The 15,118-nt window shown below is 44.7% G+C and carries 14 protein-coding genes and 2 pseudogenes; 10 read left to right on the top strand and 6 right to left on the bottom strand.

Annotated features, from left to right (window positions below; all coding sequences use genetic code 11):
• Positions 1–139 precede the first annotated feature (139 nt).
• Positions 140–361 (top strand): alkylphosphonate utilization protein, encoded by a 222-nt coding sequence (locus AAC854_RS01375; protein ID WP_047964691.1) that lies wholly within the window; start codon positions 140–142, stop codon positions 359–361.
• A 54-nt stretch (positions 362–415) separates the two neighbouring features.
• On the opposite strand, the gene dinG is transcribed toward AAC854_RS01375, so the two are convergent.
• The gene (dinG, locus tag AAC854_RS01370; RefSeq protein WP_340615563.1) at positions 416–2,551 is read right to left on the bottom strand and encodes an ATP-dependent DNA helicase DinG; all 2,136 of its coding nucleotides are present in this window, start codon (positions 2,549–2,551) and stop codon (positions 416–418) included.
• A gap of 95 nt (positions 2,552–2,646) precedes the next feature.
• Positions 2,647–3,745, bottom strand: a pseudogene (locus tag AAC854_RS01365) (ISAs1 family transposase).
• A gap of 191 nt (positions 3,746–3,936) precedes the next feature.
• Here AAC854_RS01365 and AAC854_RS01360 point away from each other — a divergent pair.
• A complete protein-coding gene (locus AAC854_RS01360; RefSeq protein ID WP_340615562.1) occupies positions 3,937–4,116 on the top strand; it encodes a hypothetical protein in 180 nt (59 codons plus the stop codon).
• Positions 4,032–4,358: pseudogene (locus tag AAC854_RS01355) on the top strand (integrase core domain-containing protein); the annotation flags it as partial. The gene AAC854_RS01360 and the pseudogene AAC854_RS01355, both read left to right, overlap by 85 nt.
• Here the strand turns inward: AAC854_RS01355 and AAC854_RS24185 are convergent.
• The 3 genes from AAC854_RS24185 to AAC854_RS01345 all read right to left on the bottom strand — a co-directional run bounded on the left by AAC854_RS24185 (position 4,314) and on the right by AAC854_RS01345 (position 5,491).
• Positions 4,314–4,433 carry an IS1 family transposase gene (locus tag AAC854_RS24185; protein ID WP_422824017.1) on the bottom strand — a complete coding sequence of 40 codons (120 nt, stop codon included), beginning with the start codon at positions 4,431–4,433 and terminating at the stop codon, positions 4,314–4,316. The pseudogene AAC854_RS01355 and the gene AAC854_RS24185 overlap by 45 nt on opposite strands.
• A 194-nt stretch (positions 4,434–4,627) precedes the next feature.
• Positions 4,628–5,245: a hypothetical protein gene (locus tag AAC854_RS01350; protein WP_340615561.1), complete on the bottom strand. Its 618-nt coding sequence runs from the start codon at positions 5,243–5,245 to the stop codon at positions 4,628–4,630.
• A gap of 108 nt (positions 5,246–5,353) precedes the next feature.
• The gene (locus AAC854_RS01345; protein ID WP_340615560.1) at positions 5,354–5,491 is read right to left on the bottom strand and encodes a DNA replication terminus site-binding protein; all 138 of its coding nucleotides are present in this window, start codon (positions 5,489–5,491) and stop codon (positions 5,354–5,356) included.
• Positions 5,492–5,725: 234 nt separating this feature from the next.
• On the opposite strand from AAC854_RS01345, the gene AAC854_RS01340 reads away from it, so the two are divergent.
• Both AAC854_RS01340 and sseA read left to right on the top strand, forming a co-directional pair.
• A complete protein-coding gene (locus tag AAC854_RS01340; protein WP_340615559.1) occupies positions 5,726–5,881 on the top strand; it encodes a hypothetical protein in 156 nt (51 codons plus the stop codon).
• Between the two features lie 100 nt (positions 5,882–5,981).
• Positions 5,982–6,821, top strand: a complete 840-nt coding sequence (gene sseA / locus AAC854_RS01335; protein ID WP_340615558.1) for a 3-mercaptopyruvate sulfurtransferase — start codon at positions 5,982–5,984, stop codon at positions 6,819–6,821.
• Positions 6,822–6,903: 82 nt separating this feature from the next.
• On the opposite strand, the gene AAC854_RS01330 is transcribed toward sseA, so the two are convergent.
• Complete coding sequence (locus AAC854_RS01330; RefSeq protein WP_340615557.1) at positions 6,904–7,155, bottom strand: GlsB/YeaQ/YmgE family stress response membrane protein; 252 nt, start codon at positions 7,153–7,155, stop codon at positions 6,904–6,906.
• A 629-nt stretch (positions 7,156–7,784) separates the two neighbouring features.
• Here AAC854_RS01330 and AAC854_RS01325 point away from each other — a divergent pair.
• From AAC854_RS01325 to AAC854_RS01305, 5 genes are all read left to right on the top strand, one after another.
• The gene (locus AAC854_RS01325) at positions 7,785–9,527 is read left to right on the top strand and encodes a type VI secretion system baseplate subunit TssF (RefSeq protein WP_340615556.1); all 1,743 of its coding nucleotides are present in this window, start codon (positions 7,785–7,787) and stop codon (positions 9,525–9,527) included.
• 12 nt (positions 9,528–9,539) lie between these two features.
• Entirely contained in the window at positions 9,540–11,549 is a 2,010-nt protein-coding gene (gene tssI / locus AAC854_RS01320; protein ID WP_340615555.1) for a type VI secretion system tip protein TssI/VgrG, read from the top strand.
• On the top strand, positions 11,549–12,760 hold the full coding sequence (locus AAC854_RS01315; protein WP_340615554.1) for a DUF4123 domain-containing protein: 1,212 nt from the start codon (positions 11,549–11,551) through the stop codon (positions 12,758–12,760). The genes tssI and AAC854_RS01315 overlap by 1 nt, the downstream gene beginning before the upstream one ends.
• Positions 12,761–12,778: 18 nt before the next feature.
• Entirely contained in the window at positions 12,779–14,029 is a 1,251-nt protein-coding gene (locus tag AAC854_RS01310) for a toxin VasX (RefSeq protein WP_340615553.1), read from the top strand.
• A 74-nt stretch (positions 14,030–14,103) separates the two neighbouring features.
• On the top strand, positions 14,104–15,118 hold a 1,015-nt coding region (locus AAC854_RS01305), incomplete at its 3' end, for a hypothetical protein (protein WP_340615552.1).

The following is a 15,118-nucleotide window of genomic DNA, read 5'->3' as shown; positions in this document are numbered from 1 at the left end:
ACATCTTTGCATACAATTGATAAGAAAAACAGTTAAAAATAGCAGTTATATTCTAAAAAATTACACTAACCTTTAAAAAAATCGTTTTTCTCTCTATAATCCCGGTCTGTTTCAAAAATAAACATGAGGACGCCATACAATGGATATCGAAGTCAAAGACTCCAACGGTGCATTGCTGAATGACGGTGATTCAGTTCAGGTCATCAAGGACTTAAAAGTAAAAGGTACTTCCAAGACCTTGAAACGTGGAACATTGGTCAAAAACATCCGCCTGACTCATCGCGAAGATGAGATTGAGTGTAATGCTGACAAAATCAAAGGGTTAGTACTGAAAACCTGCTTCCTGAAAAAAGTAGGATAAATAACAGTTACAAACCTGTTTTTGGTTAAAGGATAAATAATGTTGAGTTTTACATTATTTATCCTTTTTCATTAGCGCCAACGCCTGTTCCGAGGGTACATCAGGCCGCTCGATAGGAAATACAGGCAAAGAGTTCAACAAACGTGGCCCATAGCGCTTAGTCAATAAACGATTGTCATAAATTACCACATCACCATAACACTCATGGCTACGAATTAACCTTCCCACTTGCTGAATCAAATTGAAGGAAGCATTTGGCAGGCTTTGTACTTCAAATGGGTAGCGTTTCAATGATTTCAGCCATTCACTTTCGGTGATAATGACCGGATTGGTCACAGGCGGGAAGGCGATTTTATGAATATGTACCTGAGAAAGATAATCACCTTTTAAATCCAGCCCTTCTGCAAATGACTGCAATCCAATCAGAACGCTTGCTTGCCCTTCATCAATACGCTTGCAATGCGTTTCTACCAACCGATAACGGGGCTGATCACCCTGTACCAATAACATCAACCGCAAGTCTGTCACAAAAGTGAGGAAACCTTCCATTGCGCGCTGACTGCTAAAAAGTACCAACATTCCCCGATGTTTCCCGTCTATCACCTGCGAACGGAAATAACGCGCCATTTCCTCAAGATGCTGCCTCTCATTTTGAATCGTCGGTTCCTGTGTCATTTGGGGAATAATCAAACGCCCCTGCCGTACATGCTCAAAAGGCGATGACAGAGTGACAAAACGATCATCATAGTTTTCATGTAAGCCAGTCAGTTCCTGAATACGAGAAAAACTATTCAGCGAACGCAATGTCGCCGATGTCACCACAACATGGGGAATGTTACGCCATAGTAGCTGAGTGAGCTGTTCGCTGACCCGAATGCCTGCACAGTGAAAATAGAGGTGTGATTGGTTTTTCTCATAGCGGCGTGTTAACCATTTTGATATCGGTGCGTGGGAAGACTCTTCCTGCGAGGCCAAACGCCACAATTTTGCCATATTCTCAAAATAGCCCAATGTCCGGCTGGTTTGCAGGATGGCCCGATGCAGCCGGACAATATCCTGTTTAGCCGTTTGATCGTTCAGGTCATTTAAAATCGCTTCTGCTAAACCACGTAACCCATCGGTGAGCTTAAATAACTGCTGACAACACAACAGCAAACTATCCGGTAATCTTCCCAGTTCGAATAAATATTCTTCCGCTTCACCACGTTCAGGCAATAAAGCCTGTGTTATCATTGCCAACTCCTTAAAATGTTCACCGATTGCTTCACAGTGAGACTGCAATCGTGTGACATTTGCCAACGCAGGCGGTTTGGTTGGCCGGAATTGAATCAGATACTGTTCTACATGACGGATAAAGGAATCTAACTGCCCATTAAGCTGGAATAACGTAATTTCCCCTTCAACTTCCAGCGAATCCCTTGCAACATCAGGGATATGATGCCCTTCATCCAATATCAACAGCAGATTTTTTGCTTCCGGTAAAACGGATTCACTTTCCAGCGCAGCCATAACCAAAGAGTGATTGGCAACGACAACATCCGCATTATCAATCTCCCGGCGGGCAAGAAAGAAGGGACAACGATGATAAAACTGACAATTTCGCGCCAGACAGTTCATCTTATCTGTACTGACCTTTGCCCACAATGAGTCCGATAACGCCAGTTTATGGTGATCACGCAAGCCGTCCCATACAAAAGCCGAGTAATCATTACGCAACCGGCGGCATAGCTCACGCTCTTCACTATTGGCGACTTCCGTTCGATCTTCGACCAGAAACATCAGATCAATCTGTTCTCCCTCTGCGGCACAAATCGCCTCCAGATTACGCGGGCAGACATAACGTGCACGGCCAAAAGCGCCCGTGAATTTCAGATCAGGGATAATCTTGCGTAACAACGGCAAATCTTTGCTGTAGATTTGATCCTGCAAGGCAACATTGGCCGTACTCACCACCAATGGTTTCTGTTCTGCCCGGCTGACGGCAATCCCCGGAATCAGGTACGATAAAGTTTTTCCTACTCCCGTAGGCGCTTCTATCACCAAATGCCGCCCTTCTTCATCCGCCAGTGTTTTTGCAACCTCAGCAATCATTTGGCGCTGAGGTGCTCGGGGGATGAAACCATCAATATGGATGGATAATGCCTTATACCATTGGCTAATTTGATTTTTTACTGAACTGGAAAGTGCCATAAGTTTTACTGCTTAAAAATTGGAGGGCTATTCTCCCATAGAGTGAGTATCAAATCAGCTTTATATACTCATTACTCAGGGTAAACGGGTCTAAATTATACTGACGTAAAATCCACCGTGAGGACTTTCAGCATATAGCTATTATCCCAGCCTGCTTTCTGACGCTTGGTTTTCACACCCACCTTAACTGTTTTCTCATTTTTCAGCGGCATGACCACTTCTCAGGCGTTGGCTGTCTTCACCAAAACTGACGTCCAACTGCCAGTGCAGCTTCGTTTCAATGTGCCAATGACTGCGTATTGCACACGCGATAAAGTCGGCCGACTTATCACGGTGACTGGTGATATAGTAACGTCTTTCATAACTCGCGGGTTTTCCCTGCTCTTCACGCCAAGATCCCACAACCGCGATGCCGCCCAGCGTGTGCCACTGAGGGTGCTGTTTCCGCAACCAATGGATATCGTTAACCAGCCACAACTGACGCTGTTCGATACGACCATGATCGCCCTCCGTGCTCTGGGTTTTGGCGTGAGAAATCCCCGTAAAATCTTTTGTCAACTGGGTATCTAAAAAGAGTTTGATATCGTCGTGAAATTCGCCCTGGTTGCCTTTTAACGCCAGCACATAATCGGCCTAGTTCTCGACAATCTGGTCAGCGATTTTGTACTGGCAGCCCATCGCGTCAATTGTGATGGTAGACCCTTCAATATCCAGCAAGGCCAGCAGTTTTGGGATCGCGGTGATTTCGTTCGATTTATCCGAGACGTTCACCTGACCAAAGCAGAGTTGATTCGCGACTGACCAGGCGCTGACCAGATGGAGAGCGGGAACACCATTGGCTTTGTCGAGCGTTCCCCGCAAAGTTTTGCCATCCAACGCGATAATGTCATCGGATAGTTTGGCTAAGCTGTTCACCCATTGGGTAAAAGCGTGCCCAAATTCTTGGGGATCAAGCCGGTTTATCACATCGTTAGAGGTATCATGGCTGGGTATGCCATTGGGAAGATCCAGAAATTGCCGAAACCAATCTTCTTTGGATTTACCGTACTCTTCAATCGCATTGAAGCCTTCACAACCACAGATCACGGCACAAATCGAGATGGTCAGAATATCAATGAAGGCATACTGTTTCGTTCGGCTAACACGCGGATCAGTGAGGTGCTCAAAGGCATTTCTGAGGGTAGTTGCTTGCATGGCAGTTTCTACGGTTATCCTTGACAGGATGCTGATTATAAATCACAAACAGCGACCAATCCTATTTCTATGTACCGAATACACTCAGTTAATCCCGTTGGTCAATTTAGACCCGTTTGCCCTGCATCCCCCCTCAGGGGTTACGCATGAAAATATTTAGTGAATAATACCTTCATTTTTAGAGGGAACTGATGAAAGTATTAGTCGATATTTTTTCTGATTTTCCCGAGCCACGCTGCCTGGGGAAGGTCAAACACCGTTTTATTGATATCTTAGTGATCGCGGTAACTTACGCTATCCTTCAAAAGGCTGCGTTTTTCACAGCGACCGAGGCAGTCAATATACCGGAGGTCAATATCTGGCTCTGCTGAGAAGCTATGATATGCGTCCGAGTCAAAGCGATGTGGGAGCGTGTTGGGATAATGCGGTCGTTGAACGATTTTTTGGCAGCCTGAAACATGATTGGCTGTTTAAAAAACAGCATGCAAATCGAGAGGAGATGAAACAAGATGTTTTGGATTACCTGCGTTATTACAACTTAACTCGATTACACACAGCGAATAATTATTTATCGCCAGCGGAGTATGAAAACTCCTTCAGAAAAGTGTCCTAATTTTGTTGTGCAGAACACATGACGGTAAACCAGAGAGAACTGACAACGGGGACAATGAACATAAACGCTGGCCATGAGAGAACCTCAAAAACGAGCATTATACATCAAATTCAATTAATTAGAGGCACCACCTCTTATTTATACAGGTAACAGTCATATATGGCGCAATAACAACGAGTACAGAGCTTGGAATAACAGTTGATACCGTATCATGATAAATACGGTCATTGCTGGCAGGCGAATGCTTTGCCAGCAACGTAACCAAGATATTATCGGTATCGGAACCGCTCACTATCTGGAATGATAACAAAGGCATTTCCTTGCAGAATGCGAACTCTAAAATTATCCGGTAGCTTGAAACATTGACGAGTCAATAAATCAAAACAGCCAGTTGCGATAGCCTTTTCTTCTTCCATGAATCTGACAGGTGATTTATAACCTATTGCCCAACCAATTTTTACGCCTTCCTCGACTAAGGTTTTAACCAGTGTGGGTAAAAAAACACCTTTACCGACTTCACAGGCTTTCATTGATATCAAACCAATTTGGGTTAACCCATAATCAATAAGCATACGGGCAAATGACGCACCATCAATCTTGCCAAATGTATCATGATGAATCGCGTCGCCATGATCCCGGCCATGGGCAATAACGATTAATTTTGAATTAAGATCGCACTCAGCAAAGGGTTTGGTTTCTGATTGCAGGTAATGACTGTGGGGTGGCGGTAAGCAGCAATATCCGGGAATCGCATGCGTGGTAAACCTGCGTAAACTGGGTATATCGTATCTTTCTTTTAATCCTTGAGCTACAGCCAGCAATGGGTCTCTGGGGTTTCTGCGGCTGTAGGCCGGAAATAATAGGATAAAAACCTTACTCCACTTCATTGTATTATTCCTTATATTGAAATAATTCCAAATTGAAAAAATACAGCTTGTTATTACATGCTTTTATCATAATCAGTGAACATTCAGTAGCGTTTCGTTTTCTGCTTTTTACACTTCATGGTAAAGGTGCAAGCGAGGGATCACCAGCTCAAGCGGTTGAGCTTTCGGTTGGTGACGGTACTTGATGGCATTGGCATCATAGTGCGATAACGAACCTATTTTAGGTCGGGGCAAAACAGCGACCAATCCTATCTCTATGTACCGAATGTACTCAGTTAATCACGTTGGTCAATTTAGACCCGTTTGCCCTGACTCATTACTGGGAAGTTGTTCCCAGCGTTCAGGCTGTTTTACTGTCAATACGATAAAAATGGTTATTGCTTGTCTGAAGTATAGAAGCCGATATACTTTTGGCTTTCTATCTTTTGGCATGTTTATGGCTGTTATAACACTTTATTAAAAACCTTATTGGATACAGAGATGAAAAAACTCCTGCTCATTATCATCATACTATTTTCTATCGGCTCAATTGGTGGCGTCTTTCTGGCAGGGTTGAATATGTACACCCGCTCCACAACACCAGCAGAAGAACCACAACAGACTCAGCAGGAAAACGCCCCAGTAGAGCAACAATAAATAAATCAGCTTTTATCACAATACCTGATATTACAGCATCCATTTTCGACAACGTATCAGGTTGTAATATCCGGTATGACGACACCAGATGAGGAAGCTCATGAAAAATGAATATTTTGTCAGTCCACAATGGCTAAACGAGCATCTCCATGATGAGAATGTCGTTATCGTTGATGCCAGCGCCCCGATGCCTACTCAATCCATCGATTATCATCAACTCTGGTTAGATAAGCATATTCCCGGCGCTCAGTTCTTTGACCTTGATAAAGTTGCCAATCTACAGACCAACCTGCCTCACATGCTGCCAGAACCAGAAACTTTCTGTCAGGCGGTTAGTAAAATGGGCATCAGTGAAAACCATCTGGTGGTCATTTACGATCAGGGAAATATGTTCTCTGCTCCACGAGCATGGTGGACATTCAAAATTTTTGGCGCCCGCCATATCCGCATTCTGGAAGGCGGGTTACAAGGCTGGCAGCAGGCGGGTTATCCAACCGAATCAGGAGAAGTTGTTCATTCGCCCGACGTGTTTAGTGTTCAGTTTACCCCCGAAAAAATTTGTTCTCAGGCGCAGATCCTGAATATCCTGCATAAGAATGAACCGATACAGTTTATTGATGCCAGAGCGGAAGACCGTTTTCAGGCAAAAGTGCCAGAGCCTCGTCCCGGCTTAAGAATGGGCCATATCCCCGGTGCTAAAAATGTTCCGTGGACAGCATTGATTGATCATGGAAGTTATAAACCCGTAGAAGAAATTGCGGCAATTTTCCACAAACAAGGCGTTGATTTAAACCAGCCGATTATTACTAGCTGCGGCTCTGGAATGACAGCCGCCGTCTTAGTATTGGGGCTTGATATGATTGGTCACAAAGAAGTTGGATTATACGATGGTTCTTGGGCTGAATGGGGAGCTGATGATTCACTTCCATTAGAAAAATAACGATAGTAAAGGGCATCGAAATAACATGCCCTTTCTTGTTATTTATCATATGAATTGTGAGCCTTAAGATAAGTCTATAAAATTACTGATTAGAAATTTTATAGTATACAAATAGGACAAGCATCGCGCCGATAACGGCAATAGAGAAGCTGCCCAAATTAAAACCATCAACTTTTCCCATTCCAAAGAATGTGCTGATATACCCTCCCACAACAGCGCCCACAACGCCCAGAATCACTGTCATAATGATGCCGCTGTTGTTATTTCCCGGCATAATCCACTTAGCAAGGATCCCGGCAATTAAGCCAAAGATAATCCATGACAGGATACCCATATACAACCTCCGAATCTGATTAGATTATTTGTTTAAGAGTCAAGTTACGTTTCTATGCCCTAAGTTAAGACACTAGCCAAAAGAATTGCAAATCAGAAAGGAAAAGAGATTTTCCAGTTATTAGGAATATTTATAGGATCGGGTGAATTTAATAGCTTTCCCTAATAGTGATACACCCTCTGTTTTCATTTTTCAACTGTAATGAAGATGTCTTCATAGTTACATCAGGCTATCAGCGCACACCTGAAACAATCGGCGGTTATCCCTATTGATGAAACGCCATCAACGTAATGGCGAGAAGGCCACGCGTCGGGTCTGGCTGCTCAGTGGCAGCGGCGCGGTTTACCACAAGATCCGCGCTTTCCGTAAGTTTTTGCGATGAAGAAATGGGAATAAAGGAACAATATGTTCGCTATTTTTTGTTTTGACATACAACTGACAGTGTATATATTAAGCGGCCATTTTTAATTCATAAGAATTGGTAAAGGTTTTGCACTTACCTGAAATTAATAAACTAAACATATACCCTATGTATTCCAGAGTGCCAACAACGCTGCAACTTGAAGGACGGGTATAAATGCAAAGTGGTCATTCTCACAACATGCCGCTTTAAGGAACAGGAGTCAGTTGTGAAATCGTTTGAATATTATTATCAGTGGGAACTTGATTACTTAAGGCAACTTGCAAAATCTGCGCGTGAAGAGAAACCACATCTTGAAGATGTACTTAGTGGCAGGGATCCTGATGCTGAAAGGGTTAATGAGGGTTTTGCTGCTTTAATGGCCCGTTTGAGTCAGAAGGTAGGTGATGCCTTCCCTGAGTTGACTCAGCCGTTACTGCAAAAATTACGGGCACAGCCGATCAAAGGTATTCCTGCGACCAGCATTATTCAGTTTGACAGTGGCGCACAGGGGGATTTTGCTTTTTCCATTCCGGCAGGAACAGAAGTTCATACTCATCATCGACAGCCATTTGTCACTTGCCGGGAATGTCCTATTGAGCCTTTGATATTAGTGTCACGTGACATAACTCATCAAGTACAGACAACTAAAATCACCTTAAAATTTCGTTATATTGGTAAGGAAGAAGAGTGGCTGACCCAGCCGATTAATTTGTTCCTGAGCAGTGATGAGCAAGTTGCTGATGCTCTGATGCTGGGGCTGACTCAATATTATGAGGGTGCTGAACTGCATCACGATGGGCAGGTGTATAAAGCGCACGGAGATCGGTTTGAACCACGCTCAGGTGCTTCCCGGTTGGTTCTGTCATCTGCTACAGGAGATAACTGGGCACCACAACTGTTGATTGAGTCCCTTTATCTGCCACATGTTAACCAATTTCTGAATTTACCTCTGCCGACAATGGCAAAGCGATTAAAACTGGCAGAACATCGTGAATTCAGTGTCGTCCTGACTTTGAATACCGTATTGCCGTTGTCAGCAGCTCAAATAAAGTCTGCATTCCAGCTTCATTGCGCACCTGTGGTTAATATGGCGCGTAACAGTCAGGTAACTCTTCCCTTTGCCCCGGAAACAGCTCGCTATCGTTTACCCTTAATGCCGACTCAGGGTGTTCTGCATATTGCAGGTATTGAACTGAAAAATGAGCCAAACACAGAAGAGGAAAGACGCGGGGATGAATATCGGTTTTATCCGGTCAGCCTCCTGACAGGTATGGAACGTTATCACCCAGAGTATGACAAAGCTTGGTTCTATGCGCTTGAAGTCAGTAAAGATGCGCTGGGCAGAATACAGTACGAGCTGATTTTCTATGGCAGTAAAGCGGAATTGATGCGTAAACCGCCTGAGCGCGAGTTCATCTGCCATTTTTATGGTTTCGAACAATATCAGGCATCTCTTGCACTGGGCGAGATCTGCCAGACGGGAGAAAATGTTCCCGAAGTTTTTCAATTAAAAAATATCACTCCCACTTCACAAACTTATCCTCCGATTGTTGATAGCCATCGTCACTGGGATTTGTTGTCGCATTATTCTGTCGGCAGCCATTTATTGGAGATGAGCGCATCAGTCAAACAGCTGCTACAGGATTTTGATCTGTATGCAGATACTGATCGCACGTCCAGCCGGAATATCCGGCGCATGATCGGCGGGATTGCCAATATAAAAGCAAAATGGGGTGACAGGATGATCCGGGACAGGCCCGTTCGTTGCCTGCTGGTTACCCTGATGCTGGATGAAACCGCTTATACCGATGCTGGCGAAATGTATCGATTCGCCAATTCACTATACCAATTCTTCCCGTTCTGCCTCTCCCAAGGGACATGGCTGCGAATGCGCGTGCTCAACCAACCCACAGGGACGGAATGGTATCTGTCACCTTCAATGATTCAAGGTTATCGCTCAATTATGTAAGGAGTTTCTACAATGGATGGATTAGTTTTTACGTGTCAGGTAGGTGCCCTGCCGCAGACAACGTTTCAGGTAGTGAATTTCAGCTTACAGGAAGGGTTATCACAACTGTTTCACCTTTCTATGACAGTCGTCAGTTCCTTTGACAATGTGGCACTCAATGAACAATTGGGTTCCAGTGCTTCTCTGACGGTGATTAGGGATGGCGTCATTGAGCGAACCGTTAATGGTGTTGTGGCCGGAGCCGAGCAAGGCAACACCGATGGCCGACAAACCTATTACACCTTTATTATTCGCCCCGAAATGTGGCTGATGACGCTCAATCAGGATAGCCGGATTTTCCACCATCAATCCGTGCCGGATATTCTTAATCAGTTATTGAAAGAAAATCGCATCAGGGCAGACAACAAGTTCTACAAAGATCACCAGCAGCATTCGATACGGGAATATACCACCCAGAAACGCGAATCCGCTTATGAATTCTGGTGCCGGCTGGCGGCGGAAGAAGGCATCATGTTCTGGTTTGAAGAGGACAAACTGTTTTACAGCAATTCCCACCTCGGCATGTTGGCAGCATTGACGTTGACCTACAACGTACAAGCAAACACGGATAACAGTGATTCGACTGCATGGCAGTGGAATTACGGTGAATATCTGTGCCCGGATGAAACAATCCATAAAGATAATAATTTCCTTCGGCCTTCCTACCCTCTGCAACATCTGGCTGCGTCAGATGATGGCAGAAACCATTCTGTATTTGAGAGTTATGGCCGTTTTCAGATGGATGCAGAGGGTCGCCCTTTCACCCAACTGCGTTTGGAGCAGTTGCAGAGCCAGAGTAAAGTCGGCAAAGCGAGTACCAACTGTATTAAATTAAGACCGGGACGGATCTTCGTTCTGCAATCCCACCCGATTGCGACGATGAATGATCGCTGGCAGGTGGTTACTGTCACGCATCAGGGGAATCAACCACAAGCCTCCAGAGATGCGGGTGAAGGGACAACTTTAACCAATCACGTTACCTTTATTCCGGGCAGGCAGGATTGGCGTCCGCCTTTCCGATATAAGCCGCTGGCGGATGGAGATGAAGTGGCAACCGTCGTGGGGCCGGAAGGTGAAGAGATCTACGTTGATAAACATGGCGCTATCAAAGTTCATTTCCATTGGAACCGTTACGATGAAGCAGATGACCGAGCTTCCTGCTGGGTGCGTGTAGCGCAGGGATGGAATGGTGATGGCTATGGTTTTATGGCAATTCCGCGCATTGGTCAGGAAGTGATTGTTTCCTACCTGAACGGGGATATCGATCGCCCAATCGTCACAGGCTGTACCTACAACGGACGCAACCGCCCACCGCTGGATCTGCCGGCGGAAAAAACGCGTACCACCTTCAAGACCCACACCCACAAAGGTGAGGGGTTTAACGAATTACGTTTTGAAGATGCGAAAGGCAGTGAAGAGATCTATATCCACGCCCAGAAAGACCAGCTTATCCAGATAAACCACGATAAAACCCAACGTGTCGGTCACGATGAAAGCCACCATGTACTGAACAACCGCAAACATGAAATCGGCAACGATGAATTCATCCGGATCATGCATGAACAGCACATCCAGATTGACCTTAACCAGTTTGAAACCATCACCAAAGATCGCAAAACCCGCATTAACAACAACTGGCAGGAGAATATCTTTGCTGATCATTTACAGGAAGTTGGTCGAGATAAAACCGCTAAGGTGAATAACAACTATACGCTAAACGTCGTGAATAACATCCAAACCCTGACGAAAGTCCATACCCTACAGGCCAGCGAATCCGTGCTGATCAAAGGCAAGGCGGGGTCGATTATGCTGGATGGTTCAGGGGTGACAATCACCGGCAAAATCACCCTGCAAGGGGATGTTTCGGTCACAGGGGGCAGCCCGGGCACGGTGCCATCACTCAGCGGATCAGCCAATGAAGGGTTGGCAATGGCTGAGGATTGCCGGGAAAAAGCCCGTAAGCAGCAGGAGTCATCAGAATAATGTCCTGGATACCCGATTATACCGAACATTGGGTGGTGGATTATTCCTATGCCACGCAACAAGGCGAACACTACTCTGCCCGGACGATTGTCCATGCAACGAGCAGGCCGCAGGCTTTGTCGGCGCTGGTGGAATATGTCCTACAGGCGGGACATTTACCGGGGCAATACCAAAGTATTCAGCCGTTGCCTGAATACCTTGCCGCCAGCTCTTGTGTCGAATTGCCGCTATTGCGGCAGTTCCGGCAGGGGGTGGAGCGGAATGCACGGGTGATCCCGCTGAACGAACACAATATCAACACCCTCTTGCCTGCCGAGCGTGGCGTATTGCAGTTCGCCGTGACGGAAACCATGCCTGCCAGAGAGAGCGGGCAATACCGCTATATGGTGATTGATGCCACGGTTTACCGTCGGGTCATGGGCAGTTTTATCGTGCCTGACCTGATGGTTTCCAACCTGCGATGGGAAAGCCTGTTTCAGGGAGAAACCCAAATCACGCTCGAAGACAGCGCCCCTTATCTGGTGGAATTAACCGATGACACCACGGTGCACTCTGCTTTTCAGCAAAAGATCACTCAACCGATCACCCCGGAACCGGGAATTTTTATCGACAGTGACCAGCCATTTCCCGTGATCCGTAATCACCTGCGTAAATTCACCTACCTGAGAAATGAACAACAACGATCATGGGTGTTTTACCGTTTCTATGTACCGCAAGGCTTGATCCCGCTACTGAAAAGCCTGCCGGATGAACAACTGATGCACTTTATGCGCCCGATAACGCGCATCGGTTATTTCGATAGCCAGACGACGCAGTACTACGCCCTTTCTTTGGCTGAAAACACATTGGATCAGGAGAAAACGGCGTCCGTGACAATCAACTCCTATCTGATGAATCTATTGGCGGGGCAAACCCAAGAGCGGGCAGTGGCTCAGATAGTGAAATTTATTGCAGAGACCCAACCTGAACTGTCGCCAGAACAGAAGAAGCAATTGCCAGCCTTTGTTGTGCAACAGGCCAATTTTGCTTGCCTGGCGGGTTTCGCTCATCAGCGTTCCATTCTGTATCTGGTAGCGGGCAGAAGTCTGGCGCGGGATAACGAAGAGCTCTGGCAACGGGCATGGCAACATGCCTGTACACAAGCACAGGCGCAAGAGGTGCGGGCGCTGGCTTGTTATGAGTATTGTTTTAAAAACCGGGCATTAAGTTAACATAAGGAAATAAGAGAAATGGAAAAATCGATATTGACGAGCGCGAATGACGCCCTTGAGACAGCCGCGAAAAAAGCGGAAAAAATATTTGAAAAAATTGTCGATGAGGCGAATGCCCGCATACCTCATGAGTTGGATATGGATACCGTTGTCAGGCCATGTGACGCCAATATCCGGCCTGTTTATCCTGTCAGATATGCTTATATGAATTTTTTTGGTGACAAATGGGTAAATGCTCAATTACCGCCACCAATAAGGACTTTTATTGATCCTTATGATAATTCATTAAATGCAAGCGTTTTGGGGGGCTATAGCATTCGAATGCCAAGACCGGGTTGGATCTATGTCAAAGAAGAAGGGCCGATTAAAACCAGAGGCTCCCAACAGGATGGCAAGTTATTGATTTTCAAATTCAGCCCTGAAATTGTCACATTAGAGGGCAAAAGGGGAATGGTCACAAAATACACCAAATATGAGCAAAAAGCCGGAAGCTCATCGTGGGAAGAAATCCACCCTGCCAGCGGTACAGCGGGATTAGGCTATCCTTTTCTGGCAATTGATAAAGATGTGACCCGAATCAGCATCGCTTACAGTGAAGTCAAGCTGGCTAAATCTATCCTGAATAAGATGGATAACGATAAAAACTTCCGCAAGAGTGCGATGCAATTTGTAGATTTAGATAGTAAGGCATCAGATTATGCCATTGATGCCAAGCAAGAACATTTCGACGGATTAGTGGAAGATTTCAAAGATCCTGAAAAACAATTTCAGGCATACAAAAATCAATTATCCGATCCGCTTTTACAATCTGCTGATTTGGGAGATGTCACAACTGAAGGCAGTTTTTTCATGAATGCAGATATGGAAATGCGTTATATAGACAGTCTTATCTGTCCTTATTACAAAGATAAAGCGAATATTGTGGTATTGCATGACCCTGTGGGATATCAGCGTGATATTTTAATGGCTTATGAGTTACTTAACCTTTGGCAGCTAAGTTATTCTGCAACAAATATTTATCCTCTTACGATAGGGCAGTTTGTCGAGATAATTGCTGCATCAAAAGATGAAAATATTAAAGAATATTTTAAAGAACATATACATCAGGAAAATTGGAAAACCTGGTGGCCTAAACTTACCGATCCCATTGTAGATGTAAAAAAAAGGCAGGAAAAAGTTCTTGAAATATACAAAGAATTTTTTGAAAGTCCGAATATTGCGGGTAAATTAGGTGGATTATCACATTATCTCAAGTACTTTTTTCGTTAAGTGATAAAAAAAGTGACCTGACAGAAGAAGATGGTCAAGAGTTTGAAATATATTGTGATCTTATTGCAGAATTAATGCAGCCATTACAGAGAACAGCAGAGGGAACGTCGACATTAGAACATATTATTGGCGGTAAGCCTGCATTAGATGAAAGTAGTTCATGGACTGTTATTCACAATGGGATCGTCAATACACTAGGACATGATGGTGCTAACAAGCTCTTGATGACAAACTATATTACAAAAGGAATAGATAAAATATTGTGTGCAACAGGTGAAGTCATAGGGATGTTTCTTGCGTGGGGCGCGGAAAAAATAGCCCAAGGTTCTGTCAGCTTATATGCAAAAAGTATTGAAAAGGTAACCCAGACTTTTACCAATAAAGTTTTTGGTGCTTTGGGGGTAGAAGAATATAGAGGGTCTGTTTTATTGACAGAAAAAGAAGTAACAAAATTGATCAATGATCTGGAGAGATATAAACAACAAGGGCTTATCGATAAGACGATGAGATGGGGTAAAAAAGCCAAAGTCAACTTTCAAAAGAAGGGAGGAAAGGCAGTATTTAATTGGTCAAATCGAGTTAAAAATTATACGGGAGATTTGAAACTAAAAATACCTACCATTAAAGTTAACAACCCTAAATTTAATATTAAATTTATGTCACATTATGACAGGTCTCTTAGTATTGTACTGGATAGCAGTCTAACTGGATTTGATCTGATTATGAAAAGTTATACATTCTATACCTTATTGGCACAATCTGGTTTTGATAGAAATGATCCATTGAAAGCGAATCGAAAAATTGTGTATTTAGCTTTTACCTACCTGAATACGATACTTGGTATGGCAGTTGCGGCACGAAATTTTTCTGAATTTCTCGGGAAAGGTCTTGCAAAAGCAGAAGCACTGGCGAGAAAAATAAATCATCCTGCGGCAGAAGCACTATTAGGTGCTGCATCACGCAGGCTTATGTTAAATAGGTTGAGTAGACCGCGGGAACTGCCCCCGCAGCCTCTCGCAGAACGGTACGTGAGCCTCTCGACTCATACCGCTCCCATCAAGCAAACGCGCCTGTCATTCCTGCCCGCCA

This window comes from Xenorhabdus entomophaga, assembly GCF_037996725.1.
GTDB lineage: Bacteria > Pseudomonadota > Gammaproteobacteria > Enterobacterales > Enterobacteriaceae > Xenorhabdus > Xenorhabdus khoisanae.
Note: the sequence above shows the minus strand (reverse complement) of the source record. Positions and strands in the feature narration are given on the sequence as shown.

Coding starts and splice junctions, on each gene's coding strand:
- AAC854_RS01375 (WP_047964691.1), top strand. CDS start 140: ATGGATATCGAAGTCAAAGACTCCAACGGTGCATTGCTGAATGACGGT.
- dinG (WP_340615563.1), bottom strand. CDS start 2,551: ATGGCACTTTCCAGTTCAGTAAAAAATCAAATTAGCCAATGGTATAAG.
- AAC854_RS01360 (WP_340615562.1), top strand. CDS start 3,937: ATGAAAGTATTAGTCGATATTTTTTCTGATTTTCCCGAGCCACGCTGC.
- AAC854_RS24185 (WP_422824017.1), bottom strand. CDS start 4,433: ATGGCCAGCGTTTATGTTCATTGTCCCCGTTGTCAGTTCTCTCTGGTT.
- AAC854_RS01350 (WP_340615561.1), bottom strand. CDS start 5,245: ATGAAGTGGAGTAAGGTTTTTATCCTATTATTTCCGGCCTACAGCCGC.
- AAC854_RS01340 (WP_340615559.1), top strand. CDS start 5,726: ATGAAAAAACTCCTGCTCATTATCATCATACTATTTTCTATCGGCTCA.
- sseA (WP_340615558.1), top strand. CDS start 5,982: ATGAAAAATGAATATTTTGTCAGTCCACAATGGCTAAACGAGCATCTC.
- AAC854_RS01330 (WP_340615557.1), bottom strand. CDS start 7,155: ATGGGTATCCTGTCATGGATTATCTTTGGCTTAATTGCCGGGATCCTT.
- tssI (WP_340615555.1), top strand. CDS start 9,540: ATGGATGGATTAGTTTTTACGTGTCAGGTAGGTGCCCTGCCGCAGACA.
- AAC854_RS01315 (WP_340615554.1), top strand. CDS start 11,549: ATGTCCTGGATACCCGATTATACCGAACATTGGGTGGTGGATTATTCC.
- AAC854_RS01310 (WP_340615553.1), top strand. CDS start 12,779: ATGGAAAAATCGATATTGACGAGCGCGAATGACGCCCTTGAGACAGCC.